This is a genomic window from Methylomagnum ishizawai (assembly GCF_900155475.1).
Lineage (GTDB): Bacteria > Pseudomonadota > Gammaproteobacteria > Methylococcales > Methylococcaceae > Methylomagnum > Methylomagnum ishizawai_A.
Genome location: NZ_FXAM01000001.1, coordinates 500,658 through 525,656 on the forward strand (window position 1 = coordinate 500,658; position 24,999 = coordinate 525,656).

Annotated in this window: 22 protein-coding genes; 11 read left to right on the top strand and 11 right to left on the bottom strand. The window is 62.6% G+C overall.

Annotated features, from left to right (window positions below; translation table 11 throughout):
- Window positions 1-178 precede the first annotated feature (178 nt).
- Window positions 179-1,111 (top strand): hypothetical protein, encoded by a 933-nt coding sequence (locus tag B9N93_RS02120; RefSeq protein ID WP_085210460.1) that lies wholly within the window; start codon window positions 179-181, stop codon window positions 1,109-1,111.
- 23 nt (window positions 1,112-1,134) lie between these two features.
- On the opposite strand, the gene gcvT is transcribed toward B9N93_RS02120, so the two are convergent.
- Window positions 1,135-2,223 carry a glycine cleavage system aminomethyltransferase GcvT gene (gene gcvT / locus B9N93_RS02125; RefSeq protein ID WP_085210461.1) on the bottom strand — a complete coding sequence of 363 codons (1,089 nt, stop codon included), beginning with the start codon at window positions 2,221-2,223 and terminating at the stop codon, window positions 1,135-1,137.
- 144 nt (window positions 2,224-2,367) lie between these two features.
- On the opposite strand from gcvT, the gene B9N93_RS02130 reads away from it, so the two are divergent.
- Together B9N93_RS02130 and B9N93_RS02135 are read left to right on the top strand one after the other, a co-directional pair.
- Window positions 2,368-3,984 carry an NAD+ synthase gene (locus B9N93_RS02130; RefSeq protein ID WP_085210463.1) on the top strand — a complete coding sequence of 539 codons (1,617 nt, stop codon included), beginning with the start codon at window positions 2,368-2,370 and terminating at the stop codon, window positions 3,982-3,984.
- Between the two features lie 2 nt (window positions 3,985-3,986).
- Window positions 3,987-4,403 carry a gamma-glutamylcyclotransferase family protein gene (locus B9N93_RS02135; RefSeq protein WP_085210465.1) on the top strand — a complete coding sequence of 139 codons (417 nt, stop codon included), beginning with the start codon at window positions 3,987-3,989 and terminating at the stop codon, window positions 4,401-4,403.
- A gap of 37 nt (window positions 4,404-4,440) precedes the next feature.
- Here the strand turns inward: B9N93_RS02135 and B9N93_RS02140 are convergent, their stop codons facing one another.
- Window positions 4,441-4,884 carry a hypothetical protein gene (locus B9N93_RS02140; RefSeq protein WP_085210467.1) on the bottom strand — a complete coding sequence of 148 codons (444 nt, stop codon included), beginning with the start codon at window positions 4,882-4,884 and terminating at the stop codon, window positions 4,441-4,443.
- Window positions 4,885-5,458: 574 nt separating this feature from the next.
- Here B9N93_RS02140 and B9N93_RS02145 point away from each other — a divergent pair.
- From B9N93_RS02145 to B9N93_RS25275, 3 genes are all read left to right on the top strand, one after another.
- Entirely contained in the window at window positions 5,459-6,040 is a 582-nt protein-coding gene (locus B9N93_RS02145; protein WP_085210469.1) for a response regulator, read from the top strand.
- A gap of 30 nt (window positions 6,041-6,070) precedes the next feature.
- On the top strand, window positions 6,071-8,029 hold the full coding sequence (locus B9N93_RS02150) for a PAS domain S-box protein (protein ID WP_176225097.1): 1,959 nt from the start codon (window positions 6,071-6,073) through the stop codon (window positions 8,027-8,029).
- 98 nt (window positions 8,030-8,127) lie between these two features.
- The gene (locus tag B9N93_RS25275; RefSeq protein WP_176225098.1) at window positions 8,128-8,295 is read left to right on the top strand and encodes a hypothetical protein; all 168 of its coding nucleotides are present in this window, start codon (window positions 8,128-8,130) and stop codon (window positions 8,293-8,295) included.
- A gap of 101 nt (window positions 8,296-8,396) precedes the next feature.
- Here B9N93_RS25275 and B9N93_RS02155 read toward each other — a convergent pair whose 3' ends face one another.
- On the bottom strand, window positions 8,397-8,765 hold the full coding sequence (locus tag B9N93_RS02155; protein ID WP_085210473.1) for a translation initiation factor Sui1: 369 nt from the start codon (window positions 8,763-8,765) through the stop codon (window positions 8,397-8,399).
- A gap of 127 nt (window positions 8,766-8,892) precedes the next feature.
- On the opposite strand from B9N93_RS02155, the gene B9N93_RS02160 reads away from it, so the two are divergent.
- On the top strand, window positions 8,893-9,555 hold the full coding sequence (locus B9N93_RS02160) for a hypothetical protein (protein ID WP_085210475.1): 663 nt from the start codon (window positions 8,893-8,895) through the stop codon (window positions 9,553-9,555).
- Window positions 9,556-9,629: 74 nt separating this feature from the next.
- Here B9N93_RS02160 and B9N93_RS02165 read toward each other — a convergent pair whose 3' ends face one another.
- Window positions 9,630-10,952: an L-lactate MFS transporter gene (locus B9N93_RS02165; RefSeq protein ID WP_085210477.1), complete on the bottom strand. Its 1,323-nt coding sequence runs from the start codon at window positions 10,950-10,952 to the stop codon at window positions 9,630-9,632.
- A 283-nt stretch (window positions 10,953-11,235) separates the two neighbouring features.
- Here B9N93_RS02165 and B9N93_RS02175 point away from each other — a divergent pair, with 283 nt between their 5' ends.
- From B9N93_RS02175 to B9N93_RS02190, 4 genes are all read left to right on the top strand, one after another.
- Window positions 11,236-12,828: an ABC-F family ATPase gene (locus tag B9N93_RS02175; protein WP_085210481.1), complete on the top strand. Its 1,593-nt coding sequence runs from the start codon at window positions 11,236-11,238 to the stop codon at window positions 12,826-12,828.
- Between the two features lie 166 nt (window positions 12,829-12,994).
- Window positions 12,995-14,011 carry an NAD-dependent epimerase/dehydratase family protein gene (locus B9N93_RS02180; RefSeq protein WP_085210482.1) on the top strand — a complete coding sequence of 339 codons (1,017 nt, stop codon included), beginning with the start codon at window positions 12,995-12,997 and terminating at the stop codon, window positions 14,009-14,011.
- Window positions 14,012-14,042: 31 nt separating this feature from the next.
- Window positions 14,043-15,176, top strand: a complete 1,134-nt coding sequence (locus B9N93_RS02185; protein ID WP_085210484.1) for a Rieske 2Fe-2S domain-containing protein — start codon at window positions 14,043-14,045, stop codon at window positions 15,174-15,176.
- A gap of 109 nt (window positions 15,177-15,285) precedes the next feature.
- Window positions 15,286-16,860: an FAD-binding protein gene (locus tag B9N93_RS02190; RefSeq protein ID WP_085210486.1), complete on the top strand. Its 1,575-nt coding sequence runs from the start codon at window positions 15,286-15,288 to the stop codon at window positions 16,858-16,860.
- A 64-nt stretch (window positions 16,861-16,924) separates the two neighbouring features.
- Here B9N93_RS02190 and B9N93_RS02195 read toward each other — a convergent pair whose 3' ends face one another.
- From B9N93_RS02195 to dnaN, 7 genes are all read right to left on the bottom strand, one after another.
- A complete protein-coding gene (locus B9N93_RS02195; protein ID WP_085210488.1) occupies window positions 16,925-17,173 on the bottom strand; it encodes a hypothetical protein in 249 nt (82 codons plus the stop codon).
- Between the two features lie 109 nt (window positions 17,174-17,282).
- Entirely contained in the window at window positions 17,283-18,647 is a 1,365-nt protein-coding gene (locus tag B9N93_RS02200; RefSeq protein ID WP_085210489.1) for an alkaline phosphatase family protein, read from the bottom strand.
- 2 nt (window positions 18,648-18,649) lie between these two features.
- A complete protein-coding gene (locus B9N93_RS02205) occupies window positions 18,650-19,210 on the bottom strand; it encodes a protoglobin domain-containing protein (protein WP_085210491.1) in 561 nt (186 codons plus the stop codon).
- Between the two features lie 244 nt (window positions 19,211-19,454).
- A complete protein-coding gene (gyrB, locus tag B9N93_RS02210; protein WP_085210492.1) occupies window positions 19,455-21,875 on the bottom strand; it encodes a DNA topoisomerase (ATP-hydrolyzing) subunit B in 2,421 nt (806 codons plus the stop codon).
- 19 nt (window positions 21,876-21,894) lie between these two features.
- Window positions 21,895-22,737, bottom strand: a complete 843-nt coding sequence (locus tag B9N93_RS02215; RefSeq protein WP_085210494.1) for a KilA-N domain-containing protein — start codon at window positions 22,735-22,737, stop codon at window positions 21,895-21,897.
- A gap of 5 nt (window positions 22,738-22,742) precedes the next feature.
- Window positions 22,743-23,837: a DNA replication/repair protein RecF gene (gene recF, locus B9N93_RS02220; RefSeq protein ID WP_085210495.1), complete on the bottom strand. Its 1,095-nt coding sequence runs from the start codon at window positions 23,835-23,837 to the stop codon at window positions 22,743-22,745.
- Window positions 23,838-23,893: 56 nt separating this feature from the next.
- Window positions 23,894-24,994, bottom strand: a complete 1,101-nt coding sequence (gene dnaN / locus B9N93_RS02225; protein ID WP_085210497.1) for a DNA polymerase III subunit beta — start codon at window positions 24,992-24,994, stop codon at window positions 23,894-23,896.
- Window positions 24,995-24,999 lie beyond the last annotated feature (5 nt).

A 24,999-nucleotide genomic window follows, 5' to 3' on the forward strand; every position in this document is an offset into this window, starting at 1 on the left:
TGGCGTGGCGACACGTATCCTGTCATAGGCATATGGCAATCCAGATAAGGCATAGGTAGCATAGGTATGGGCATGGCGGCGTCTCTTTCATGAGGCGTCATTTCCCGTGTGCCGCGAGTTCCGCACTCGCGGCAGGGCCAGGCCCGTTTACCAACCACCCGCTTCGAGGAGTGTTCCCATGCCTGGACTTGATTTGCTCGATGTGGCGATAAGCCTGGTGTTCCTGTACCTGTTGATTAGCTTGATCGCCACCACCTTGATCGAATTCGTGGAAAACGTCCTGAACAAACGCAGCGCCTTCCTGTTGGAGGGCATGAAGGAAATGCTGGGGTCCGATGGCCGGGGCGTGGTCGCCCAGGTGTATAACCATCCCATGGTCTTTTCGTTGTTCCGGGGCGAATTCAAGGACGGCGGGAGCAACCTGCCGTCCTATATCCCTTCCCGCAAATTCGCCACGGCCTTGCTGGATATCGTGGTCCAGCAAACCGACGGCGTGGGCACGGCCCCGCTGGGCATCCAGCAAGTCCGGGAATCCGTGGATAAACTGCCCGAGGGCCAACTCAAGTCCGCCTTGACCGCCATCCTCAATAAGGTTGGGGACGACGTGGAACAGGTGCGGGCGGAATTGGCGGTCTGGTACGATGACAGTATGCAACGGGTGTCGGGCTGGTATCAGCGCCATACCAAGCGGGTGGCCTTGGTGGTGGGTTTCTTGGTGGCGGCGTCCTTGAACGCCGATACCATCGGCATCAGCGCCAACCTGTCCCGCGACCGGGCGATGCGGGAGGCGTTCGTGGCGGTGGCCCAGGGCTATGCCCAGCGGCCCGCGCCGGTCACGGCCAACGCGGGCCAGGATTTCAGCGCCTTCCTGGACGAGGTCCAGAAGAAGACCCCCAGCGCCGGGGTGCCGATGGGCTGGAACGAAGGGAATCCCCTCCCGACCGGCTTCTGGGGTATCCTGTCCAAGTTGGTGGGGTTGTTCCTGACCGCCACCGCCACCACGCTGGGCGCGAGCTTTTGGTTCGATCTGTTGAAGAAGCTGATGAATATGCGCTCGACGGTGAAGCCGGAACCGGCTCCGGCGACGACACCCGCGGCGAGCGGGCAGTAATCGCGCGTAGCCCGGATTCCATTTCACCCCATCCGGGCTACCTGGGAAAGAAACCGGGTCGGCCCGACCCGCGCCGCCTTGCGCTGGCCGCGTATTTCCACCCAAGCCCGCTCGTATCCGCCCGGCGGCAGGCGGGCGAAAGCCACCGACCGTCCCAGCGTCGGCGCATAAATCCCGCTGGTCACCACGCCCTCGCCGATGCCCGGCACGACGACCCGCTGCCCGCCGCGCATCACCCCCGGTGCTTCCAACACCAGGCCCGCGCAGCGCCGCAATCCACCCCGTCGGCGCTGGGCTTCCAGCGCGGCCCGCCCGATGAAATCCCGCTCTTCCGGCGCGAACGCCACGGTCCAGGCCAAACCGCTTTCCAAAGGCGTCACGCTCTCGTCCATATCCGCGCCGTAGAGCCGGAGGCCCGCTTCCAGCCGCAAGGTATCGCGGGCACCCAGCCCGCAAACCGCGACGCCCGCCGCCGCCAGCGCCCGCCACAGATCGGGCGCGGCCTCCAGCGGCAACTGGATTTCATAGCCGTCCTCGCCGGTGTAGCCGGTGCGGGATACCAGCCACTCTCCCATTTCGGCGCAGCCGAAGGGCGGCAGCGCGGCGGCTTCTGTGCGTAGCGGTGCGGGCAAACAGGTTTCGACCCGTGCGCGGGCTGTTGGCCCTTGCGCGGCGATCATGGCGAGGTCGGGCCGGACCGCGATGCGCAGGGCCGGATGGGCCGCGGCTTGCCGTTCCAGCCAAGCCGCGATCTTGTCCCGCGTGGCGGCGTTGCTGACCAAGCGGAACCGCGTGTCCCCGGTGCGGTAGACGATGGCGTCGTCGAGGATACCGCCCGCCTCGTCCAGCAAGCAGGTATAAAGCCCCAGTCCGGGCCGGACCAGCCGTCCGGTGTCGTTGGCGCACAGCCTCCGCAGAAAGGCCGGGGCGTCCGCGCCATCGAGGTCGGTCAGGCTCATATGCGACACATCGAACATCCCGGCCTCCCGTCGCACCCGGTGATGTTCCTCGACCTGCGAGCCGAAATGCAGGGGCAATTCCCAGCCCGCGAATTCCACCATGCGCCCGCCGTATTCCCGGTGCAGGCTGTTCAAGACCGTTTTCCGCGCCATGGCCTGTTCCTCCCGTTGTGAAATTGGATAAAGCCGGGCCGCCAGTCTAGCCCATCGGCGATATTGGGGAATCCTGGCCTATCACCAACCCGGCGATCCGGGGAAAATACCGCCGTCTCCCTCAGCCTCCACAGGTGCCTAGCCGTGAAACTCCGTATCGCCATCGCCCAACTCGACTTCCTGGTCGGCGACGTGCAGGGCAACGCCCGCCGCGTCCTCGCCACCGCGCTCGACGCCCGCGACCGCCTCAAGGCCCACGCCGTCGTGTTCCCGGAACTGACCCTGTCCGGCTATCCGCCCGAGGATTTGATCCTCCGGCCCGATTTCCTCGCCGCCGCCGAGCGCGAATTGCAAGCCCTGGCCGCACAAATCCACGGCATCACCGCCCTGGTCGGCTTTCCCGAACAAAGGATCGGGATGCCCTACAACAGCGCCGCCGTGCTGCGGGATGGCGCGGTCCAGGCCATCTACCGCAAGCAGGCTTTGCCCAATTACGGGGTGTTCGACGAGAAACGCTATTTCCTGGCCGGGCACGAGCCTTGTGTGTTCGATCTGGAGGGCGTGCCGGTCGGTGTCACCATCTGCGAGGACGTGTGGGTGCCCGGCGCGGTGGAACGCGCGGCGGCGGCGGGGGCCAAGCTGGTGCTGAACATCAACGCCTCGCCTTATCAAGCGGGCAAGGCCCATCAGCGCGAGGCCGTGGTGCGCGAGCGTTTGGCCGTGGCGCAAGTGCCGCTGGTCTACGCCAACCTGGTGGGCGGGCAGGACGAATTGGTGTTCGATGGGGCTTCCTTCGTGATGGACGCGGCGGGAACCGTGGTGTACCGGGCGGCGGAGTTCGAGGAGGTTTTGGCGGCGGTGGATTTCGTCTGTCGCGACACGGTGGAGCCTTTGCCCGGTCCCATCGCCGAGCCTTTGCCGGAGGAGGCCAGCGTGTACCAAGCCCTGGTGCTGGGCATCCGCGATTACGTGGACAAAAACCGCTTCAAGGGCGCGGTGCTGGGTTTGTCGGGCGGGATCGATTCGGCCCTGACCTTGGCCCTGGCCGCCGATGCCCTGGGCGCGGAACGGGTGGAAGCGGTCGCCATGCCCTCCCGCTATACCGCCGACATGAGCAACCAGGATGCCCGCTTGGAAGCCGAGGCGCTGGGCTGCCGTTTCCACACCCTTCCCATCGAACCGGCTTTCAACACCTTCTTGGAGATGTTGGCTCCGAGCTTCGCCGGTCTGCCGCCCGACACCACCGAGGAAAACATCCAGGCCCGTTGCCGCGGCATTTTGCTCATGGCCTTTTCCAACAAGACCGGCAAAATCCTCCTGACCACCGGCAACAAAAGCGAAATGAGCGTGGGCTACGCCACTTTGTACGGCGATATGGCGGGGGGCTTCGCGCCCTTGAAGGATGTGCCGAAGATGCTGGTCTACCGCCTGTGCGAATACCGCAACACCCTGTCGCCGGTGATTCCGCAACGGGTGATCGACCGCCCGCCCTCGGCGGAACTCCGGCCCGACCAGAAGGACGAGGATTCCCTGCCGCCCTATCCGGTGCTGGACGCCATCCTGGAGCTTTATGTCGAGCAGGATAAATCGGTGGCCGAGATCGTGGCTTTGGGTTTCCCGGAACACGAGGCGCGGCGGGTGGCGGCGATGGTGGACCGCAACGAATACAAGCGCCGCCAAGCCCCACCCGGCGTCAAGATCAGCAAGCGGGCGTTCGGGCGGGACCGGCGTTATCCGATGACCTGTGGGTTTGGGCGGTAATCATGGGCGGTATTGGCAACGTCTTCACCTACGGCACCCTGCAACTCCCCGAAGTCATGCACGCCGTGACCCGCGCCGTGTTGCCGGCCCAGCCCGCCACCCTGCCGGGTTATGCCCGCTACGCCCTGCGCGGGCTGGCCTATCCCGGCCTGCGCGCCCAGGCCGGGACTGCCACCGACGGCATCCTCTATAGCGATATCGACGCCGCTGCGCTCCGGCGGCTGGATGATTTCGAGGACGGTTTCTACCGGCGCGAAAGTTTGAGGGTCCGGCTGGCTTCCGGGGCTTGGACCCGCGCCGAAGTTTATGTGGTGCCGCCCGAGCATTACGGTTTGCTGCTGCCCGAGGCTTGGGATGTGGAAGCGTTCCGGGCCACCGCGCTGGACGGTTTCATGGCCCGCTGCCGCGCGGGTACTTGAGCGGTTGCCCCGGCCCCAGGCAGGGGCAACGCCGCCATTATTTGCAACGGATTTTCAGCGAATTGATATTGCGGTGGAAATCCAGTTCGCCGAGATGATGCTCCTGCTTGCCCGGCCCGAACGAGATTTCCAATTCCTGGTAGGCCGGGATTTCCTGCTTGCCCCAGCGGGCGAAGGCTTCGGGATGGTTGACCGGCCCTTTCGGCTCCTCGCGGAAACCCTCCTGGCGGAACGCGGTGACTTCGGCGGCCTTGCCCACCTTCAGGCTCTCGATCCGGTGGCCCCAATCCTCCCCGTCCAAGTCCTTGAGGCTAGGTAGTTCCGCCGGTCCCTCGATGCGCCGGTGCGCCCCCCGGTAGTCGCCCTGGTCGTAGATATCCAGCCAGCATTCCCCGCCCACTGCCGCACCAGAAAAAACCCATAACATACCAGCCATCAGCGGGGCGAAATGGCCGGATTCGTAGAGATAATACTGAGACATGGCTAACTCCTTTTACGTGGCCGCCGCCGGTGAATCCAGTCAAGGGTTTGCGGTGTCCATTATGGCGGATATGGATTCCGGGTATCCCAGGATAAAAAATATGGAATCGACACGACGGCGAGGCTATTTTGAAACATCCGCCCGCCAGGGAAGGCCGGACTCGATAGCTTGGAGAGGCGTGGCGGGGGTCGGGTTCCGGTATCCGCAGGCTTGGCCGCCTACTTCCGGGCGGTGGTGCTGGACAGGCGGAGGGAGGGTTGCGAGCTGTTTTGGGTAAAATTAAAAAAGTATGAACATATTTTGAACGGAACCCCAAGATGCAGAGCCCCGTTTGTACGGATGCGAGAGAGGTGTAGACTGCACCTATGGAACGCTTATAGCGCTATGGATACTTCAGGTATTTCCACCGTCGTGAGGTGTGTGCCGATGCTGCGGAAGGATAGGGTGAAAATCCATCCATGACTGATCGCCGTGGTGTCGGGTATATCTGTAGTGGAACATGTCCCAATTTTGTGGGAATTCCAGTGTTTATGTATTGCCTGGGAGGCATAAAAGATTTAAGAAGGAGGGGGCAATGAGCGCTGATAACGAAAGAAATTATTTGACGCCCTACGAAGTGGCCGAATTGCTGATGGTTGCTCCGGTGACGGTGCGGGCCTGGGCGCAGAAGGGGTTGTTGCATTCCATGACCACGCCCGGTGGGCACCGGCGCTTCCTCCGCGATGAGGTGGAGCGCTTCGCCCGCGAGAACGGCGTGAACCTGGAGTCCCGGCAGGCCCGCGGCTTGCGTGTGCTGGTGGTGGACGACGACCGCCAGTTCGCGGGCTATCTCAATGAATTCCTTGAGGGTTTGCCGGAACCGGTGGCGGTGGCGGTGGCGAACGACGGCTTCGAGGCCGGCTGTAAGGTCCACACCTTCAGGCCGGACGTGATCCTGTTGGATTTGATGATGCCCGATCTCGATGGTTTCAAAGTCTGCCGCCAGATCAAGCAAGACCCGGCCACCGCCGCGATCCGGGTGGTCGCCATCACCGGCTATCCCACGCCGGAAAACTTCCGCCGCAGCTTGGACGAGGGCGCGGTGCATTGCCTGGGCAAGCCCGTGGACACGGTCGAGTTGCTGTCCGCGTTGGGACTCCCGGTGGTTTCCGGCTAGTCCGGGGCGCGTCCCGCCGGGGTGGGTGGCTTGAAGCAGAAGGGGGCGCTCTGGCGTTGGCGGGCGCATCGTTATATCCAGGCGACCTGGGTGACGCTGGGATTGGCGGCGGTCCTGGGCCTGGTCGAGCCTTTTTTCGGCGATATCCCGCCGGTCAGCCCTTTCTTGCTCGGGGTGATGTTCGCCACCTGGCAAGGCGGATTCCGTGTCGGCTTGTTCGCCACCTTGCTGAGCGTCCTGGCGCATTGGCTGTTCTTCCACCCATCCGTCCGGTTTCCCGCAATCCTCGACGCCTACGAAGGACCGCGCATCCTGATGCTCTTGGTCATGGGCGGCGCGTTGAGCCGGGCCATCGCGCACTTGCGGACGGCGGAACGGCGGGCCTTGGCCCTGAGTTTGCGGCAGGCGCGGCGGCTGGAGCGGGAATTGGCCGAGCGTGGGCGGGTGGCGGAAGCCCTGCGCCAGAGCGAGGAACGCTATCGGGCGGTGGTCGAGGACCAGACCGAGGTCATCGCCCGCTTCACCCCCGATGGCACGCTGACCTTCGTCAACGAGGTCTATTGCCGCTTCTTCGGCAAATCCTATGGCGAATTGGTCGGCCACAAATGGCATCCCAGGGTGGTGGCGGAGGATGTGGCGTTGATCGAGGCCGAACTGGCCACTCTTTCGATTGTCCAGCCGGTGGTGGCCATCGAAAACCGGGTCTATTCGGGCGCGGGGCGGATCCATTGGATGCAGTTCATCAACCGGGGCTTGTTCGACGCGGAGGGGGGGTTGTTGGGGGTGCAATGTGTGGGGCGGGATATCACCGGGCTTAAACAGGCCGAGGCCGAACTGCGCGAAAGCCAGGAGCGGCTCACCCTGGCCCTGGAGGCGGCGGAGATGGGGGTGTGGTCCTGGGATGTGGTGACCGATGCCGTGTACTGGTCGCCGGAGTGCTTCAGGATTTACGGGTATCCCGAATTCGACGGCACGGCCGCCGCCTTCGGCCGCCTGTTGCACCCGGACGATGCCGGGGCGGTGTGGCGGGCGGTCGAGCGGGCCTTGGCCGGCATCGACGGCTATGCGGTGGAGTTCCGCGCCATCCGCCCCGATGGGCGGGTGGTGTGGCTGTCCAAGCGTGCCCAGATCGGCCGCGACCCGGAAGGGCGGCCCCTGCGCATGGTCGGTACCGTCCAGGATATCACCCGGCGCAAGGAGGTCGAGGCCGAGCGGGAAAGCTTGCAGCGCCAGTTGCAGCAGGCCCAGCATATGGAGGCCATCGGCCGGCTCACCGGCGGCATCGCCCACGATTTCAACAACATCCTCGCCAGCATCCTGGGCTATACCGGGTTGGCGCTGGACCGCCACGTCCCCGACCCCCACGGCAAACTGGCCGAATACCTGCGGCAGATCAAGACCGCCGGCGAACGCGCCCGCGACCTCGTCGCCAAGATGCTGGCGTATTCCCGCGATGGCGAGGCGCGGGCCTTGCCGCCGCTCGCGCCCGGACCTTTGGTGGCCGAGGTGATCGGGATGTTGGAATCGGTCATGCCGCCGGGGGTCGAGGTCCGCGCCGACCTGGACCCGGCGGTGCCGGATATCCTGATCGAGCCGGTGGATTTCCATCAGGTGCTGACCAATTTGGCGCTCAACGCCCGCGACGCCATCGGGGAGGCCGGGCGGATCGACATCGTCCTGCGGCGGGTCGCGGTGGACGCCGGTTGCGCCGCCTGCCATCGGCGGGTGCGGGGCGGCTTCGTGGAACTAAGCGTGGCCGACAGCGGCACGGGGATCGAGGATGGGGTGTTGCCGCGCATCTTCGAGCCGTTCTTCACCACCAAGCCGCTGGGTAAGGGCACGGGGATGGGCCTGCCGGTGGTGCTGGGCATCGTCCACCACGCGGGGGGGCATATCCTGGTGGAATCGCCGCCCGGTACCGGGGCCGTGTTCCGCTTGTTATTCCCGCCCGTCTCTGGGGAGGATCGCGGTTTAAGCGACACTACGTAGTTACTTCGGGGCGGGGCTGGACGTTAATAGGCACCGCTAGCGGTCATCCCGCTCCAGCAGACGGTACGTTTGGCGCAACATCTTAAGGAGTAGCCCGCATGGACCAGGAAAAGGATAACTTTTGGCTATATGTCGGCGCGATCATCGTGGCGGCGATCATCGGTGTCCTGCTGTTGAAGGGCAGGGAAATGGAGAGCATCCCCACCAAGGCCTACGAGGAAACCAAGTCCCAGGTGGAACGGCAAATGCAGAACGCCAGACCTTGAACCTTTCCGACCGGGCGGAACCCATGGCCAGCCCGGACGCGGCGCGGCGGAATCCGGGAACGCCGGCGTGCCGGATTCCGCCTTCCCTCCAGGCAGGGGCGCTAGCCGCCCGCTTTCTTCACCGTCTTCCCCCGCTTCTGGAATTCTTCCATCACCACGGCGACATGGTCGCCCTGGATTTCGATCACGCCCTCCTTCACCGTGCCGCCCGAGCCGCAGCGCTGTTTGAGCTGCTTGGCGAGGCTGTCGAGTTCCGAGGGATCGGTCGAGGCACCCGTGACGACCGTCACGCCCTTGCCCTTGCGGCCCTTGGTTTCGAGCCGCACCCGGACGATGCCGTCCGTTTTGGGAAGGGCCGGGCTTTTTTGGCAGGCGCAGCGGGCCACGGGTTGGCGGCAGGCCGGGCACATGCGGCCTTGTCCGGTCGAATAGACTAGGCCGCCGCCGCTAGAGGATTTCTTGGGGTTCATCGGGGAGTTCTTCATGCGGATGGGGGCGGGATTATCGCCGCGATGGGCGCGGGGCGGAACCCAGGCTGACGCGGCGGGCGATTCGTGGTATGACCTTGCGCCTTCGATCCGATACAGGCCGTACAAGATGAACCACGTTCCCTGGGCCGCGCTGGCCCTTTCGCTCCTCCTGCTTCCGGGCTGCGGCACCCTGCGCGATGCCTTCCTGGATACGGCAAGCCCGCTCGCGCCCCCGCGCGGCGCCACGCTGGGCCAGACTTCCCGCGAGGACATCGTCCGCCAATTCGGCGAGCCGGACGAGATCGATGCCCGCCGCCTGGATGCACGGGCCTTGGAGGTCGCCTATTACTTCGCCGACGATCTCGACGACGACCACGAGCCGCGCTACAAGCTGTTGGTCTGCGAATTCGCCAAGGGCGTTTTGACCGGCTACGCCTTCCACGACACCGGCATCCCGGCCAAATTGGGTTTCGAGGAGTCGGGCCGGGCCAAGCTGTCCAAGGGCCAATCGACCCGGCACGCGGTCGAGACCGCACTGGGCGTGCCCGATGGCAAGGCATTTTTGCCGACCACGATCACCTTGCCCGCCTTGGATATCCGGCTGGGGGCCGCGCCGTTCCCGCTGGCGGCGATTCCCGCGGGCAGCAAGGAGGCTTGGCAGTATTACACCGAGGGTTTCGACGAAACCCGCCACAGCGCTTCCCGGCAGACCTTGACCGTGTTTTTCGACGAACGCGGGATTTTCCTCGGCGATGCGCTCTTGCATGAACTGGTCGCCAAAGCGCCCTGAATCTGCGGGGTAATCGCTGCTTGGCGGGCTGGGGCGCGGGTTTGGGTTCCCGGCGCAACCGGGCGGCGGGCCGATCAGCCGTCCCCGGTTTCGCCTTCGGACACCGCGACTTCCAAGGCGTCGCCTTCCACCTCGGCGTATCCCAGGTGTTTCCGGGCCAATTCGCGCCGGACGAAGCCGCGCATGACGATGGCCACGCCCAAGGCCAGCAGGAATACCAAGGCGAATATCCGCATCATGTCCCCGTAGCTGCCGGTTTCCTCCCGCAAGTAGGCGGCCAGCGACGAGCCGGTGATGCCGGCCAAGGCCCAAGCGGTCAGGACATAGCCGTGGATCGCGCCGACTTGGCGCATGCCGAACAAGTCCCCGATATAGGCGGGCAGGGTGGAAAACCCGCCGCCATAGCAGGTCATGATCAGGTATAACAGCGCTTGGAACGCCAGGATATCCCGCAACGCGGGCAGGCAGCCGAAGGCCAATATTTCAAGGACGAAGAATGCGATATAGGTGTTGGGCCGCCCGATCCGATCCGACAGCGAGGCCCAGCCCAGGCGGCCCAGGCCGTTGAACAAGCCGTTCATGCCGACGATGGCGGCCGCAGCTACGGCGTCGATGCCGGTCAATTCCTGGGTCATGGGGGAGGCGACCGAAATCACGGCGATTCCGCAACCGATATTGATGAACATCATCAGCCACAAGCCGTAGAATGGCGGGGTTTTCACCGCTTCGTTGGCGGTCATCGGCATCAGATCGATGGGCTTGCGCCGGACCGGCGGACCGTCCTCCCGCCCGGAATAGCCCGCCGGTTGCCAGCCTTCCGGGGGCGGGGCCAAGTACAAGGCCGAAGCCAGCATGACGACCAGGTAGACCACGCCCAGGATCGCGAAGGTCGTGCTGAGTCCCTGCGCCTCGATCAAGCGGCCGATCAGCGGCGCCCCGAGGAAAGAGGCGAAGCCGAAGCCCATGATCGCCAACCCGGTAGCCAAGCCGCGGTGGTCCGGGAACCATTTCATCAAGGTGGACACCGGGGTGATATAGCCGGTGCCGAGGCCGAAGCCGCCGATCAGGCCATAGCACAGGTACAGCAGCCAAAGGCGCAATTCTTCGCAGGCGATATGGCTCGAAGTGGCGAAGGCCGAGCCCAGGAGTCCCGTGGCCCATAGCAAGGCCGACAGGCTGCCCGAGAAGCGCGGCCCCCGGCGTTCCACCACATGCCCCATCAGGGCGGCGGAAATGCCCAAGGTGAAGATGGCCAAACCGAAGGTGAAATTCGCCTGCTTGAGGTTCCAACCGAACGCTTGTTGCAGCGGTTTGGAAAAGACGCTCCAGGCGTAAACCGAGCCGATGGAAATATGGATGCCGATACCGGCAAGCGCGATCAAACCGCGATTCTTCATGCGATGGCTCCGAAAAAAGCCGACCGTTACAGGCAGATTCGGAGGCAGCTCGAAATCCTTGTGTCGGGGCCGGACTGGGGAATGTATAAATCTTGCGGGGCGGGAAAGACCCGGCTTCGCGATTTTAACCCGGCCGCTGCCGTGGCGCGGCGGGTGTTCCCTAGCCTCCCTTGGCAGCGCCGGGACGCCGGGCGCATGGTCCAGGCTGGTTTAGCGGGCGACCCAGGTTAAGATAGGCGCTTTTCGCGGTTTCCCTTTCACCCTCCCCAATCCCGGAACTCCCTTGTTAACCACAGCGAACCTCACCATCCAATTCGGGGCCAAGCCCCTGTTCGAGAACGTCTCCGTCAAATTCGGCGACGGCAACCGCTACGGCCTGATCGGGGCCAACGGCTGCGGTAAATCGACCCTGATGAAAATCCTGGGCGGCGATTTGGAACCCACCGCCGGCAATGTCTCGCTCGATGCGCACGAGCGCCTGGGCAAACTGCGCCAGGATCAATTCGGTTTCGAGGAATACACCGTCATCGATACCGTACTGATGGGCCATGCCGAACTCTGGCGGGTCAAGGCCGAGCGCGAACGGCTGTACTCGCTGCCCGAGATGAGCGAAGACGAGGGCATGCGGGTCGCCGACCTGGAAATCCTGTTCGCCGAACTCGACGGCTACACCGCCGAATCCCGCGCCGGGGAATTGCTCCTGGGCGTCGGCATCCCGCTGGAACAGCACTACGGCTTGATGGGCGCGGTCGCTCCCGGCTGGAAATTGCGGGTGTTGCTGGCCCAAGCCTTGTTTTCCGATCCCGATATCCTGTTGCTGGACGAACCTACCAACAACCTCGACATCAACACCATCCGCTGGCTGGAAAACGTGCTGAACGACCGCAATAGCACCATGGTCATCATTTCCCACGACCGCCATTTCCTCAACAGCGTCTGCACCCATATCGCCGACCTGGATTACGGCGAACTGCGGGTCTATCCCGGCAACTACGACGATTACATGATCGCCTCGACCCAGGCGCGGGAACGGCTCCTGGCCGACAACGCCAAGAAGAAGGCCCAGATCGCCGAATTGCAGACCTTCGTCAGCCGGTTTTCGGCCAATGCCTCCAAAGCCAAGCAAGCCACTTCCCGCGCCCGCCAGATCGACAAGATCAAGCTGGACGAAGTGAAACCGTCCAGCCGGGTCAATCCCTTCATCCGCTTCAACCAGAAGAAGAAGCTGTATCGCTTGGCGCTGGAAGTGAAGGATTTGGCCCAGGGCTATGGCGCGGAACCTTTGTTCCAGGGCTTGGATTTGATGGTGGAAGTGGGCGAGCGGGTGGCGGTGATCGGTCCCAACGGCATCGGCAAAACCACCTTGCTGCGGAGCCTGGTCGGCGAACTGCCGCCGGACCGGGGTACGGTGAAATGGTCGGAAAATGTGAACCTGGCCTATTTCGCCCAGGACCACGCGGCGGATTTTTCCACCGACATGAGCCTGTTCGACTGGATGGACCAATGGAAACAGGAAGGCGACGACGAACAATCGGTGCGGGCGACCTTGGGCCGCTTGCTGTTCTCGCAGGATGAAATCAAGAAGCCGGTGCGGGTGCTATCGGGCGGCGAGCAAGGCCGGATGCTGTTCGGCAAACTGATGCTGCAACAGGCCAATGTCATGGTGATGGACGAACCCACCAACCATCTCGACATGGAATCCATCGAATCGCTGAACACCGCCTTGGAACAATATCCCGGCACTTTGATCTTCGTCAGCCACGACCGCGAATTCGTGTCCTCGCTGGCGACCCGCATCATCGAATTGACCCCGCAAGGCGTCGTCAACTACAGCGGGAATTATGAGGATTATTTGACCAGCCAGGGTGTGCAATAGCCGGGAAGGGCTAGAATGGCCCGGACTTAGCCCGGATTCCATCCGGGGTTGCGCGGAAATAGCGGCTTGAAGCCGTTGCGATACCATGTAGACCCTCATCCGCCTGTTTTAGACCCACTATGCAAGCCAAACCTGCCTGTTTCCTCCTGAATCCCGGAGTGAACCCATGAGCGCCGGTATCAATCTCGTCACCGGAGCCACCGGCCATCTCGGGGCCAATCTGGTCCGCCGCCTGCTCGAAGAGGGCGAAAGCGTCCGGGTGATGCTGCGGGCCGGGCGCGACAACGGCGCCCTGGATGGGCTGGATGTGGAGCGCGTCCAAGCCGATTTGCGCGATGCTTCCGCCGTCTCGCAGGCCGTGCGGGGCTGTACCCGCGTCTACCATTGCGCCGCCCTGGTCTCGACCATCGAGGGCGACGCCGCCCATAAGCGCGAGATTTACGACACCAATGTCGGCGGCACCCGCCATATCCTGGCGGCGGCGCGGGAGCATGGCGTCGAAAAAGTGGTGGTGTCGGGTTCTTTAAGCGCCACCGGCTACGAACCCGACCGCGCCAGCCACGAGGACATGCCGTTCTATCCGTTCGAGCGCCATCTGCCCTACGGTTTCACCAAGCATCTGACCGAACACGAATGCCTCAAGGCCCATGCCGATGGGCTGAACGTGGTGGTCGCCACTTCCTGCGCCATCATCGGCCCGCACGATTATGTGCCCTCGCGCATGGGCCGGGTGTTGGTCGATTTCGCCCATGGCAAGCTCAGGGCGTATATCCCCGGTGGGTTCGAGTTCGTCTCGGCCTGGGATGTCGCCGAAGGCCATCTCCTCGCCATGCGCCAGGGCCGTTCCGGGCAGAAATACATCTTCAGCACCGCCTATGCCTCGGTGGATGATTTGCTCGGCCTGTTCCGCGAGGTCACGGGCCGTCCCCTGCCCAGGTTAAAGCTGCCGCCACAGGTGATGGCCGCTGTGGCCGAGGTGGCGGATAAAACCTGGTTCCGCCTCTTTCCCAACCAGCCCCGCCGCTTCACCCCGGCGGCGGTGCGTCTCCTGACCCTGCGCCGCCAGGCCGGCCACGACAAGGCCCGGCGCGAACTGGGCTACCAGCCCACCGGATTACGCCCGGCGGTCGAGTCCGCCTATCAAGATTTCGTGCGCCGCGGCGTGATTGTCCCGGCCCAGTAACCCCGAAAACCCCCAAGCCCCGGAGCCTGACATGAGTTCTGCCCAGACCCAAAGCCCACCGCCCATTTTCACCGACGCCAAAACCACCCGCCAAAAAGCCCGCTCCGCCGGTTTGGACCCCGACCGCTGGTACGTGGTGGAATACGACAAGGCGGTCAAGAAGGGCCAAGTCAAGGAAGTGGTGTTCTGGAACAATTCCATCGCCCTCTACCGCGACGAGGAAGGCCAACTCAACGCCGTGCAGAACCGCTGCCCGCACCGCCATCTCAAGCTCACCCATGGCGTGGTGGACAAATGCCATCTGCGCTGCGTCTATCATGGCTGGGCCTTCGACCGCGAGGGCAAGCTGGTGGATTATTCCCACGATAGTTTCGGCAAGCCCTTAATCAAAACCCAATTGCGGACCTATCCGGTGCGGGTGCGCTATGGCCTGATTTGGCTATTCCCCGGCGATCCGGCCTTGGCCGAGGTGCATAAAATTCCCGAGATTCCCGAATTGAGCGGCGATAATCCTTGGGCGTCGTTCGCGGCGGATTTCACCTGGAAAACCCATCATTCCATGGTGATCGATAATATCTGCGATTTCGCCCATGCCTTCTTGCACCGCAAATACCGTCCGTTCATCGATGCCAAACTGACCCATCACGAGGCCGACGATGACCGGGTCTATTTGACCTACGATGCCTATATGGCGGGCGGCAGGGTTTCCGGTATCTTCGTGGACCGCAACCGGGTTAATACCCAGTCCATCGAGTTGTGTTATCAATATCCCTATCAATGGACCAATACCGGCGATAGCATCAAGAACTGGTCGTTCATGCTACCGATCAACGACCGCACCACGCGGGCGTTTTTCCTGTTCTATTTCGACGCGGTGACGATTCCATTCCTCTCGGTGAAAACCCCGAAATGGTTGACCCAGACGGTGTTGAATATCGCCAAGCCCCTGGTATTCAAACCCATCCTGCTGGAAGACGGCGTGGCTCTGGAAGCCGAGCAACTGGGTTATGAGGAACATTGGGATGCCCCGCCCATCGAGTTGAATCCGGTGGTGCCGCTGTTCCAGAAACTGACCGCCCGCAAGTGGGAGGAATATCTGGCCCGCAAAACCGATGGTCAAAACCCGGCCCAACCGACCGAAGACGGAGCGCAAGCCGCCGCCTAAAACCCGTGGCTTCCTAAGCGCCGCTTGCCGTAAATCGATTTCTAAAACCATACCGCTGATTCCCAGGTTTCTGGGGTCGGCGGTATCTTTTTATGCGAGTCAAATAACAATGATAAAACCCGGCGATTTGTTCGAGCATATCCTGACCCGTTATCGTGGTCTGTTCGCCACGCTATTCCTCTTGCCGATTTCGGTGGTTTACGGGGCTTATTCTACCCTCCGCGCCCAAATCGCCTTCCGCCGCAACAGCGCCCCGGCCCGGCACGATGCCCGTGTCCAGGCCGTCATCGCCCAAGTCGAAGCTTGGAAACAAGACGGCTGCAAGGAAAAACTCACCACCGGGCGTTCCGGCTGGAAAACCATGAGCGAATTGGTGCCGAAATATAAGCTGACCCATCGCAAGATCGATGTCGGACTGTACGATATTTTAGGCATAGACGAGGCGCGAGCCGTGGTCCGGGTCGAGCCTTTGGCGAGTATGGGCCAGATTTCCCGCAGTCTCATCGCCAAGGGTTGGACCTTGGCCGTGGTGCCGGAATTGGACGATTTGACGGTGGGCGGCTTGATTATGGGTTTCGGGGTGGAAACCAGCAGCCATAAATATGGCTTATTCCAGCATATTTGCGAATCCTTCGAGATCGTCACGGCGGAAGGCAAGCTATTGAAATGCAGCCCGGTCGAAAATAGCGAACTGTATTATCAAATCCCGTGGAGCCATGGCACTCTGGGATTCCTGGTTGCTGTCGAACTCAAGATTGTCCGGGCCAAGCCCTATATCCGCTTGCATTATCAGCCGGTCTATAGTTTGGACGAAATGGTCGAGGTGTTCGAGCAAGCCTCCCGCGATACCGCGAATAACGATTTCGTCGAAGGGTTGGTTTATAGCGGCGGGACGGCGGTGATTATGCGCGGGCAATTCGCCGACGAACTGGGCTCCGACGGGGCTTTCAATTCCATGGGCTGTTATATGCGGCCCTGGTTTTATAAACATGTCCAAACCTATCTCGAAGCCCGTAAATCTGGCGTCGAATATTTACCACTGCGTGATTATTTCCACCGCCATACCCGCAGTTATTTCTGGGCCATGGAGGACATCATCCCATTCGCCCATCATCCGGTGTTCCGGTATCTCCTGGGCTGGGCCTTGCCGCCCCGGATCGAATTGCTGAAATATACCGAAACCCGCACTACCCAGCGTTTGCGTGAGCGCTATCATGTGATCCAGGATATGTTGGTGCCGATCCGCTATCTCAAGGAATCCATCCGCTATTTCGATGAACATTTCCAGGTTTATCCCTTATGGCTGTCGCCGATGGCGATCAAGGATAATGGTGGGAAGCCTGGGTTTATCCAGCCGTTGAAAATGGCGGATGGCACAGTGGACGAAATGTATGTGGATATCGGCGCTTATGGCACGCCGGGGATTGGCAAGGCATTCGATAATGCCGTGGCCTTGCCCGCGTTGGAGCAATTCGTCATCGCGCATCAAGGGTATCAAGCCTTGTATGCACGCACTTGCATGAGCCGGGAGGATTTCCGCGCCATGTTTGACCACACCGGCTACGATGCCCTGCGGGATCGCCTGCCGCACTGCCGGGAGGCGTTCGACGAGGTCTATGACAAGGTGTCGGCCAAAGGCCGGGTGTCGCCGGTCGAGATGCGCGAGTTGGAAAGGCAGGCGTAGCGGCCCGTTCCGGGTATCCCGCAGCAAAACCCCGCGCCGCTCTGAGGCGCGGGGCTATCCGGGTTCAATGCCAATGCCCACCCCGCCAGCCGCCGCCGTGCCAGCCGTAGCCGCCACGCCAACCATAACGCGGGCCGTAATAAGGCCGGTAATAGCCCCGGTAGCCGTAATAAGGTGCCGCATAGCCATAGGAAAGGCCGTAGCCATAGCGCGGGTAGACCGGATAGGTGCGGTAATAGCCGGGAGAGGAGTAGGCGCATCCCTGCATCGCCAAGGCCATCCCTAGCAGGAGTGCGAGTAATAGACGTTTCATGCCGGACCTCGCTGGCCCCCGTCGGGGAGCCGGTGTGCCGCGAACCGCCGCGGCGTTTAGCTGAGCATAGGCCGGATAGGATGAATACGGGCTTAACCGGGCATCCGGGCTACCAGCCTAAAGCCTTGGACAAGCTCTGGGCCTTCGCGTCGCGTTCCCCGAGCGGGGCCAGCCCGAAGCGGGTTTCGATCAGCTTGAGGATGGAAGTGGTGTTGTAGACCGTGGAGTCCACATGGCCGCGCTTGGCGAAGGGCGACACGATCAGGGCCGGGATGCGGCTGCCCGGTCCCCAGCGGTCGAGCATGGGCGGCGGCACATGGTCCCAGAAGCCGCCGTATTCGTCGTAGGTGACGATGACCAGGGTCCGGGGCCAGAACTTGCCGCGTTCGATCTTGCCCAGGATATCGGCGATATGCCGCTCGCCGGACAGGAGGTCGGCGTAACCCGGATGTTCGTTCAGGCTGCCGATGGGTTTGTAGAATGCCACGGCGGGGAGTCGGTCGTGTTCGAGGGCGGCGAGGAAATCGGCCCCGTCCTTGAGGTGTTCGGCCCGGTCCCGCGTGCCCCCGGCATAGCGCTGGAAATAGGCGTAGGGCTGGTGGTGGAACTGGAAGCCGGGATCGGCCCGGCCCGCCACGGCATCGTTCCAACCGCCCGCGTACCAGGCCCAGGAAATCCGCTTGTCGGACAGGCGGTCGCCCAGGGTGGGCTGGACCAGGGGCGGTAGCAGCTTGCGCGGGTCGATGGCGGCGGGATGCGGGCCTTGCGCCGGGAATACCGTGTTGACCGCGTAGCCATCGGGGCTGAACGTCCCGTCTTTGACCAAACCGCCTTGATCGTCCAGGCGGGCCAGCATGTCGGGCGGCGGGTCGGGGTGGCGCGGGGTGCAGGCGCAGGCCAGCCACATGTGGTTGAGGAACGAACCCCCGAACGCGGCCTGGAAGAAATGATCCGCCAGGGTATAGCGCCGGGCGTATTGCCAGAGCGGAAGCTTGGTGCCGTCGTAATAGCCCATGGCCAGCCCGCCCGCGTCGGAGACGGCGGCGAAGCGGTCCATGCGTCCGCCGTCGATTTGTTGCTGGTGCTGGTAGAAGCGGTGGGTCAGATCGCCGGTCTTCTGGTCCGGTGGCACATAGCGCCCGATATCGAAGGGCTGGTTGGGCAAATCGGCGGGAAAGCGTCCGTCGTGGACGGGCGGCTTGTGTTCGGTGTTGACGACCGGCGGCAGGGTGTCGTAAATGCGGCCCTGGAGATCGGTTTGCCGGGTGGCCTGGGGTGGGGCTTGCGCGATGCCCGCCGCGCCGGGGAACAGGCCGTAGAGGTTGTCGAAGCTGTGGTTTTCCAGGTAGATCACCACGATATGGTCGATCCGGGCCAGGCCTCGGGCCGGGCCGGGTTGGCCCGCCGCCGTCCAGGATGGGAGCGACAGGAGCGCGGCCAGGAGGGCGCAAGCGGGGCGGGGCGGCTTGGGCATGGTCAGCGATAGGCGTTGGCGAGGTTGTCGAACAGCTTGCGGCTCATCCCGGTGATTTTCAGGAACTTCTCCAATTCTTCCGCCAGCGAGGAAGATTGATAGGACTCCTGCATGATGAACAGGCAGAAGCCCAGGATCGAGTTCAAGGCGCTCATGGCTTGCTTATAGCGGTCGATGTTGTCGCGGTAGATTTCCCCGACCAGTTCGATCAATTGCTCGGTGATCAGCACGATGCCCCCGGCCATGAATTCCACCGGCAGCTTCACCCGCACATGGACATCGCCCACCCGGTACATGGCCGCGGTGAAACTGTCGTCGTAAGGGCCGTCGAACAGGCTCCGCAACCAACGGACGTGGGTGCGCTTGAGGTCGTCGATGCGGCCTTCCAGCACGGGGCGGGCTTGCGGGATTGTTTGCAACTTGGTGTAGAAGTGGTCCGTCACTTCGCCCAGGCGGGGCGCCACCGCCAAGCCCAGCTCCCGGAGGACGGCTTCCTTGTCCGGGGTGAGGGCCGAGAAGGCTTTGGCGTATTCGGTGAGCGCCGTTAGATCGCGTTTCGACATCGGGATTTTCTCTGGGGTTGTCGGGGCCGTGCGGGGTTTGGGGTGGGGCGTTCCATCCGGGCTTGGAATATCCCGGTATGGATGCCGCGCCGCGCAGGGCTTTTTAGGGTGGTCTTGCCGAGGATGGCCGGGTTGTCCAGGCCGGGGAGAGAAAATACCAAATCGATGCCTGTAACAAAACGGTAAAAGCGGGCGATATGCCGATGATGTCGCGCCGCGGCCCGGTCCAAGCGGATTCCGCCGCTTAGATATCCAGGTTCGCCACTTCCAGGGCGTTCTTCTCGATGAAATCGCGCCGGGGTTCGACTTGGTCGCCCATCAGGGTGGTGAAGATTTGGTCGGCGGCGATGCCGTCCTCGATCTTGACCTGCAACAAGCGGCGGCTGTTGGCGTCGAGGGTGGTCTCGAACAATTGCTCGGGGTTCATCTCGCCCAAACCTTTGTAGCGCTGGATATGCTGGCCGCGCTTGGCCTCGGCCATCATCCAGTCGAAAACGGCTTTGAAATTGGCGACATGGGCTTTCTTCTCGTCCGCCGCCACCAAGCTGTCCGGGCCGAACAGGTCCGCCGTGGCCTGGCCGAAGGCGGCGAGCCGCTTGTAATCGGCGGAATTGAAAAAGCCCGCGCCGAGTTCGATGGCCTTGTAGACGCCGTGCAGGCGCTTTTTGATCAGGGCGTGGAATTCGCCGCCGCTGGATTGTAGGTCGATCTCGAAGCTGGCCCCCGGTTCGGCCCGGTTGAGCCGGGTGTTCAAGCGATCGAACCACGCCGCGCGGCGGGCCTCGTCGGCCATCGTGGCGGCGTCCAGGGCGGGCAGTTCGGCCAGCAGGTCGAGCAGGGTGGCGTCGTAGCGGTGGGCCAGCCGTTGCACCACGCCACGCACCGCCAGATAGTCGCGGGCCAGTTGTTCCAGGCCGTGGCCCTGGATCGGCGGGGTCTGGGGGTTGGGGTGGAGGCGGGTTTTTTCCAGCGCGAGTTGCAGCAGGTAGTTGTTCAACTCGGTGTCGTCCTTGACGTATTGCTCCTGCTTGCCCTTCTTGACCTTGTACAGCGGCGGCTGGGCGATGTAGATATGGCCGCGCTCGATCAATTCGGGCATCTGCCGGTAGAAGAAGGTCAAGAGCAAGGTGCGGATATGCGAGCCGTCCACGTCGGCGTCGGTCATGATGATGATGCGGTGGTAGCGCAGCTTGTTGGGATCGTATTCCTCGCGTCCGATGCCGCAGCCCAGGGCGGTGATGAGCGTCCCGACCTCTTCCGAGGAAATCATCCGGTCGAAGCGTGCCCGCTCCACGTTGAGGATTTTGCCCTTGAGCGGCAGGATGGCCTGGGTGCGGCGGTCGCGGCCTTGTTTGGCGCTACCGCCGGCCGAATCGCCCTCGACTAGGAACAGTTCCGACAGTGCCGGGTCTTTTTCCTGGCAATCGGCCAGCTTGCCAGGGAGGCCCGCGATATCGAGGGCGGTCTTGCGCCGGGTCATTTCGCGGGCTTTGCGGGCGGCTTCGCGGGCGCGGGCGGCCTCGATCATCTTATGGGCGATGAGCTTGCCGGTGGCGGGCTGTTCCAGCAGGAATTCCTGGAATTTCTCGCCCATGGCGGCTTCCACCACCGGCTTCACCTCGGACGACACCAGCTTGTCCTTGGTCTGCGAGGAGAACTTGGGGTCGGGCACCTTCACCGACAGCACGGCGGTCAAGCCTTCGCGGGCGTCGTCGCCGGTGGTGTCCACCTTCTGCTTTTTCAAGAACCCTTGGTCTTCGATGTACTGGTTCAGGGTACGGGTCAGGGCGCCGCGGAAACCGGCCAGATGGGTGCCGCCGTCGCGCTGGGGGATGTTGTTGGTGAAGCAGAAGATGTTTTCCTGGTAGGAATCGTTCCATTGCAGGGCGGCTTCCACGGTGATGCCGTCCTTCTCGGCCAGGAAATGGAACACCTTCTCGAACAGCGGGGTTTTGTTCTTGTTGAGATGCTCGACGAAGGCGCGGATGCCGCCCTCGAACTCGAAAACATCGCTCTTGCCGCTGCGCTCGTCCTCCAGGCTGATGCGCACCCCGGAATTCAGGAACGACAGTTCCCTGAGGCGCTTAGCCAGGATGTCGTAATGGAACTCGATATGGGTGAAGGTTTGGTCGCTGGGCTTGAAGCGCAGCATCGTGCCGGTGTCGCCGGCCTCGCCGAATTCGGCCAGGGGCGCTTGCGGTTCGCCGTGGCGGTATTCCTGGCGGTATTTCTTGCCGCCACGGTGGATTTCCAAGGTCAGGAGTTCCGATAGCGCGTTCACCACCGACACGCCCACGCCATGCAGGCCGCCCGAGACCTTGTAGGAATTTTGGTTGAACTTCCCGCCCGCGTGCAGCACGGTCATGATGACTTCCGCCGCCGAACGGCCTTCCTCCTCGTGGATATCCACCGGGATGCCGCGGCCATCGTCGGTCACGGTGACGGACTCGTCGGCGTGGATAATGACGCGGATGTTCTTGCAATAGCCCGCCAGGGCTTCGTCGATGGCGTTATCGACCACCTCGAACACCATGTGGTGGAGTCCGGTGCCGTCGTCGGTGTCGCCGATGTACATGCCGGGACGCTTGCGGACGGCGTCCAGTCCTTTCAAGACCTGGATGGAGGTACTGTCGTAATCGTGGGCGGGTTGGGTGGCTGTGTTCATGCGTTAGAGGTCGCTGTGGTCACTTGGTGTCGAACAAGGGCGGGGTTTCCAGGGCTTGGATGGCCGGGCTGTTGAGCAAGGATTGCATTTGAATCCGCGCCAGTTGGTTGAGTATCACCAAGCGGGCCGCTTGGCTATGGCCTTGTTGGATGAGTAAGGCGTTCTGGCTTTCCAGGCTCGCCAAGACCACAAGCTGGGTCACGGAGGCGTGGTCGCGGAGGTTGCCGTCTTTGTCGGGGTTTTGCGTGCGCCATTCCTTGGCGGTCAGGCCGAAGAGCGCCTTGTTGAGTACATCCGCTTCGGAAGCGTAGATGAAGCCTTCTTCCCGTTTGCTGATTTCGGGCGGGATCAGATGGGTTTTGATGGCGTCGGTGTGGATACGGTAGTTGGTTTTGGTCAGGGAGCGCCGGATGTTCCATTCGAGTTGGCCCGACTGTGCTTCTTGCTCTTTAAGTCTTTGAAACTCCTTGATGAGGTAGAGCTTGAATTCGGGGCTGAGCCAGGTGCCGAACTCGAAGGCGATGTCTTTGTGGGCGAAGGTGCCGCCGTAACGTCCGGCCTTAGCGACAACGCCGATGCCGTTGGTTTTTTCGGTCCAGCGCTTGGCGGACATTGTGAAGCGGTTTAAGCCTGCCATCGATTTAATTCCCTCGAATTCGAGGGAATTAAAATTCGGATTGTTCAAGCGCTCCCATACGCCCAAGAACTCAATCGTGTCTTTGTTGCGTAGCCACGCCTCAATCAGCGCCGAACCACCCTCGAAGCCGCCGACCATGTCGGTCAAGCTGATGTAGTCCTCTTCATCCTTGTTGAATACATGGATTTCAATCCCTTGAACGACAATACTTTTGTTGCTGGCCATGGTGTTTACGGGACCGGAAAGTGGGTGGGAGGGGACGCCTGCCCGTGGGCAATCTCGAATAGAGCCGCTTCTTCGCCCAAACCGTTTTGGATCATCTTGCTATCGGTGGCGGAGATGAAGTACTGGGTCCGTCCCTCGCGCAGGAAGCCGAGCAGGTTTTTTTTGTTGTCCTCGTCCAGTTCGGAGGCCACGTCGTCGATCAGGACGCAGCCCGCGGCACCCGCCCGCGCTTCCAGCAGCCGGGCTTGGGCCAGCAGCAGGGCGTAGACCAATAGCTTCATCTGGCCACGGGAGAGGTAGGCCTTGACCGGGCGGCCCTGGAGCGCGATGGAAAAATCCCCCTTGTGGGGGCCGGACTGGGTATGCCCATGGCGGAGGTCGTGGGGGATATCCTGTTCCAGTAGTTTTTCCAGGGGATTTGCGGTGTCCCAACCCGCTTGAGTGTGCAATTGGAAAACCAGCCCCTTGAAAAAGCGTTGTGCCGTGTCTTGGAAGAAGGGTTCGAGCCGTTCGGCGTAAAGGCGGCGCGTTTCGCCCACTATTGTACCGTACCGCGCCGCTTCATGGGTCCATGGGGCCAGTTCCCTGGGCCGTTTTTCCCGCAAAAGCGCGTTGCGCTGGCCCAAAGCCTGGGTATAGCGCCGCCAGTGGTCGAGATAGGCCGGGTTTTCATGGAACGCGCCGAAATCCAGGAATTGGCGGCGGGTTTTGGGCGGGCCTTCCAGCAGCGCCACGCTGCCGGGCTGGATCGCCAGTACCGGGAAGGCGCGGAGCAACTCGGCGCTGGAGTGTAGGCCGCGCCCGTCCAAGTGGATTTCGCGCCGACCGTTGCGGGCGATGCGGAGGCCGACGGGCAGGGGCGGGGATGAGTCCGCCGCGACCCGGCCCACCACGGTCAGGGCGGGTTGGTCGAAGCGGATGATCTGGTGGGGTTGCGAAGTACGGAAGGATCGCGCCCGGCCCAGCAGGTAGATGGCTTCCAGCAGCGAGGTCTTGCCGCTGGCGTTGGGGCCGACCAGGAAATTGAGGCGGGGAGAAGGCAACAGCGTGGCCGCTGCGATATTGCGGACATCCTGGGCTTCGAGTTTGAGGAGGCTCATGCGGCGTTAGCGTGATCGTTCCCGCGCCAGGCGCGGGAACGCTAGGCGGGTTGGGTTCACAGCCGCATCGGCATCACGATGAACTTGAAATGGCTGTCCTCGCAATCCTCGATCAAGCAGCTATTGGCTGCCTCGGTGAACGACAGCCGCACCTGGGCCGAGCCGACATTGTTGATGGCGTCCAGCAGATAGGCTGCGTTGAAGCCCACCGACAGCCCGCTGCCTTCCAACTGGATCGGCACCCGCTCCTCGGCTTCCTCGTGTTCGGGATTCTGCGCCTTCAGGGACATCACCGCGTCCTCGTCCACTTCCATGCTGATGCTCTTGTACTTCTCATTGGACAGCACCGAAACGCGGGTCAAGGCGCCTTTGAACACATCCTTGTCGATCAACATGATCCGGGCCAGGTCGCGCGGCATCACCCGCTGGAAATCGGGGAAGCGGCCCTCGATCAGCTTGGCGGCGAAGCTGACCGCGCCCAGGTTCACCCGCACGGTGTTGGGGGCGATCTGCACCGTCACCGTTTCCGCGCCCTCGCCCAACAAGCGGGCCAGTTCCAAGACGCCCTTGCGCGGGATGATGATTTGCCGCCCCTGGCCCTCGATTTCCAAGACCTCCTCGAATACCGCCAGCCGGTGTCCGTCCGAGGCCACGGTGCGTAGCGTGCGGCCATCCACATCCAGCAACAAGCCGTTGAGGTAATAGCGCACGTCCTGCTGGGCCATGGCGAAGGTGGTTTTTTCCAGCGCCCGGCGCAGGGTGGCGGCGGGCACGGCGATTTCCAGTTCGGTGGTGCCGGTGTCGAATTCGGGATAATTGTCGGCGGGCAGGGTCGCCAGGTTGAACTTGCTGCTGCCGCAACGGATGGCGAAACGCTCGTCCTTGCAATCGACGTTGATGGCGCTTTTGTCCGGCAACAAGCGGCAGATATCCAGCAGCTTGCGGGCCGGGACCGTGATCGCGCCGTTGTCGCCGCTTTCCACGGTGGTGCGGGTAATCAATTGCACTTCCAGGTCGGTGCCGGTCAATTCCAACTGGCCGTCGCTGAGTTTCAGCAGGACGTTGGATAGGATCGGCAGGGTTTGGCGTTTCTCGATGACGCCGATGACCTGTTGCAGCGGGGTGAGCAGGGTTTCACGCGCGATGGTGAATTTCATGGTGG

What these genes read in the sequence shown, in the direction of transcription:
- B9N93_RS02120 (WP_085210460.1), top strand. Translation starts at nt 179, where the DNA reads ATGCCTGGACTTGATTTGCTCGATGTGGCGATAAGCCTGGTGTTCCTG.
- gcvT (WP_085210461.1), bottom strand. Translation starts at nt 2,223, where the DNA reads ATGGCGCGGAAAACGGTCTTGAACAGCCTGCACCGGGAATACGGCGGG.
- B9N93_RS02135 (WP_085210465.1), top strand. Translation starts at nt 3,987, where the DNA reads ATGGGCGGTATTGGCAACGTCTTCACCTACGGCACCCTGCAACTCCCC.
- B9N93_RS02140 (WP_085210467.1), bottom strand. Translation starts at nt 4,884, where the DNA reads ATGTCTCAGTATTATCTCTACGAATCCGGCCATTTCGCCCCGCTGATG.
- B9N93_RS02145 (WP_085210469.1), top strand. Translation starts at nt 5,459, where the DNA reads ATGAGCGCTGATAACGAAAGAAATTATTTGACGCCCTACGAAGTGGCC.
- B9N93_RS25275 (WP_176225098.1), top strand. Translation starts at nt 8,128, where the DNA reads ATGGACCAGGAAAAGGATAACTTTTGGCTATATGTCGGCGCGATCATC.
- B9N93_RS02155 (WP_085210473.1), bottom strand. Translation starts at nt 8,765, where the DNA reads ATGAACCCCAAGAAATCCTCTAGCGGCGGCGGCCTAGTCTATTCGACC.
- B9N93_RS02160 (WP_085210475.1), top strand. Translation starts at nt 8,893, where the DNA reads ATGAACCACGTTCCCTGGGCCGCGCTGGCCCTTTCGCTCCTCCTGCTT.
- B9N93_RS02165 (WP_085210477.1), bottom strand. Translation starts at nt 10,952, where the DNA reads ATGAAGAATCGCGGTTTGATCGCGCTTGCCGGTATCGGCATCCATATT.
- B9N93_RS02180 (WP_085210482.1), top strand. Translation starts at nt 12,995, where the DNA reads ATGAGCGCCGGTATCAATCTCGTCACCGGAGCCACCGGCCATCTCGGG.
- B9N93_RS02185 (WP_085210484.1), top strand. Translation starts at nt 14,043, where the DNA reads ATGAGTTCTGCCCAGACCCAAAGCCCACCGCCCATTTTCACCGACGCC.
- B9N93_RS02190 (WP_085210486.1), top strand. Translation starts at nt 15,286, where the DNA reads ATGATAAAACCCGGCGATTTGTTCGAGCATATCCTGACCCGTTATCGT.
- B9N93_RS02195 (WP_085210488.1), bottom strand. Translation starts at nt 17,173, where the DNA reads ATGAAACGTCTATTACTCGCACTCCTGCTAGGGATGGCCTTGGCGATG.
- B9N93_RS02200 (WP_085210489.1), bottom strand. Translation starts at nt 18,647, where the DNA reads ATGCCCAAGCCGCCCCGCCCCGCTTGCGCCCTCCTGGCCGCGCTCCTG.
- B9N93_RS02205 (WP_085210491.1), bottom strand. Translation starts at nt 19,210, where the DNA reads ATGTCGAAACGCGATCTAACGGCGCTCACCGAATACGCCAAAGCCTTC.
- gyrB (WP_085210492.1), bottom strand. Translation starts at nt 21,875, where the DNA reads ATGAACACAGCCACCCAACCCGCCCACGATTACGACAGTACCTCCATC.
- B9N93_RS02215 (WP_085210494.1), bottom strand. Translation starts at nt 22,737, where the DNA reads ATGGCCAGCAACAAAAGTATTGTCGTTCAAGGGATTGAAATCCATGTA.
- recF (WP_085210495.1), bottom strand. Translation starts at nt 23,837, where the DNA reads ATGAGCCTCCTCAAACTCGAAGCCCAGGATGTCCGCAATATCGCAGCG.
- dnaN (WP_085210497.1), bottom strand. Translation starts at nt 24,994, where the DNA reads ATGAAATTCACCATCGCGCGTGAAACCCTGCTCACCCCGCTGCAACAG.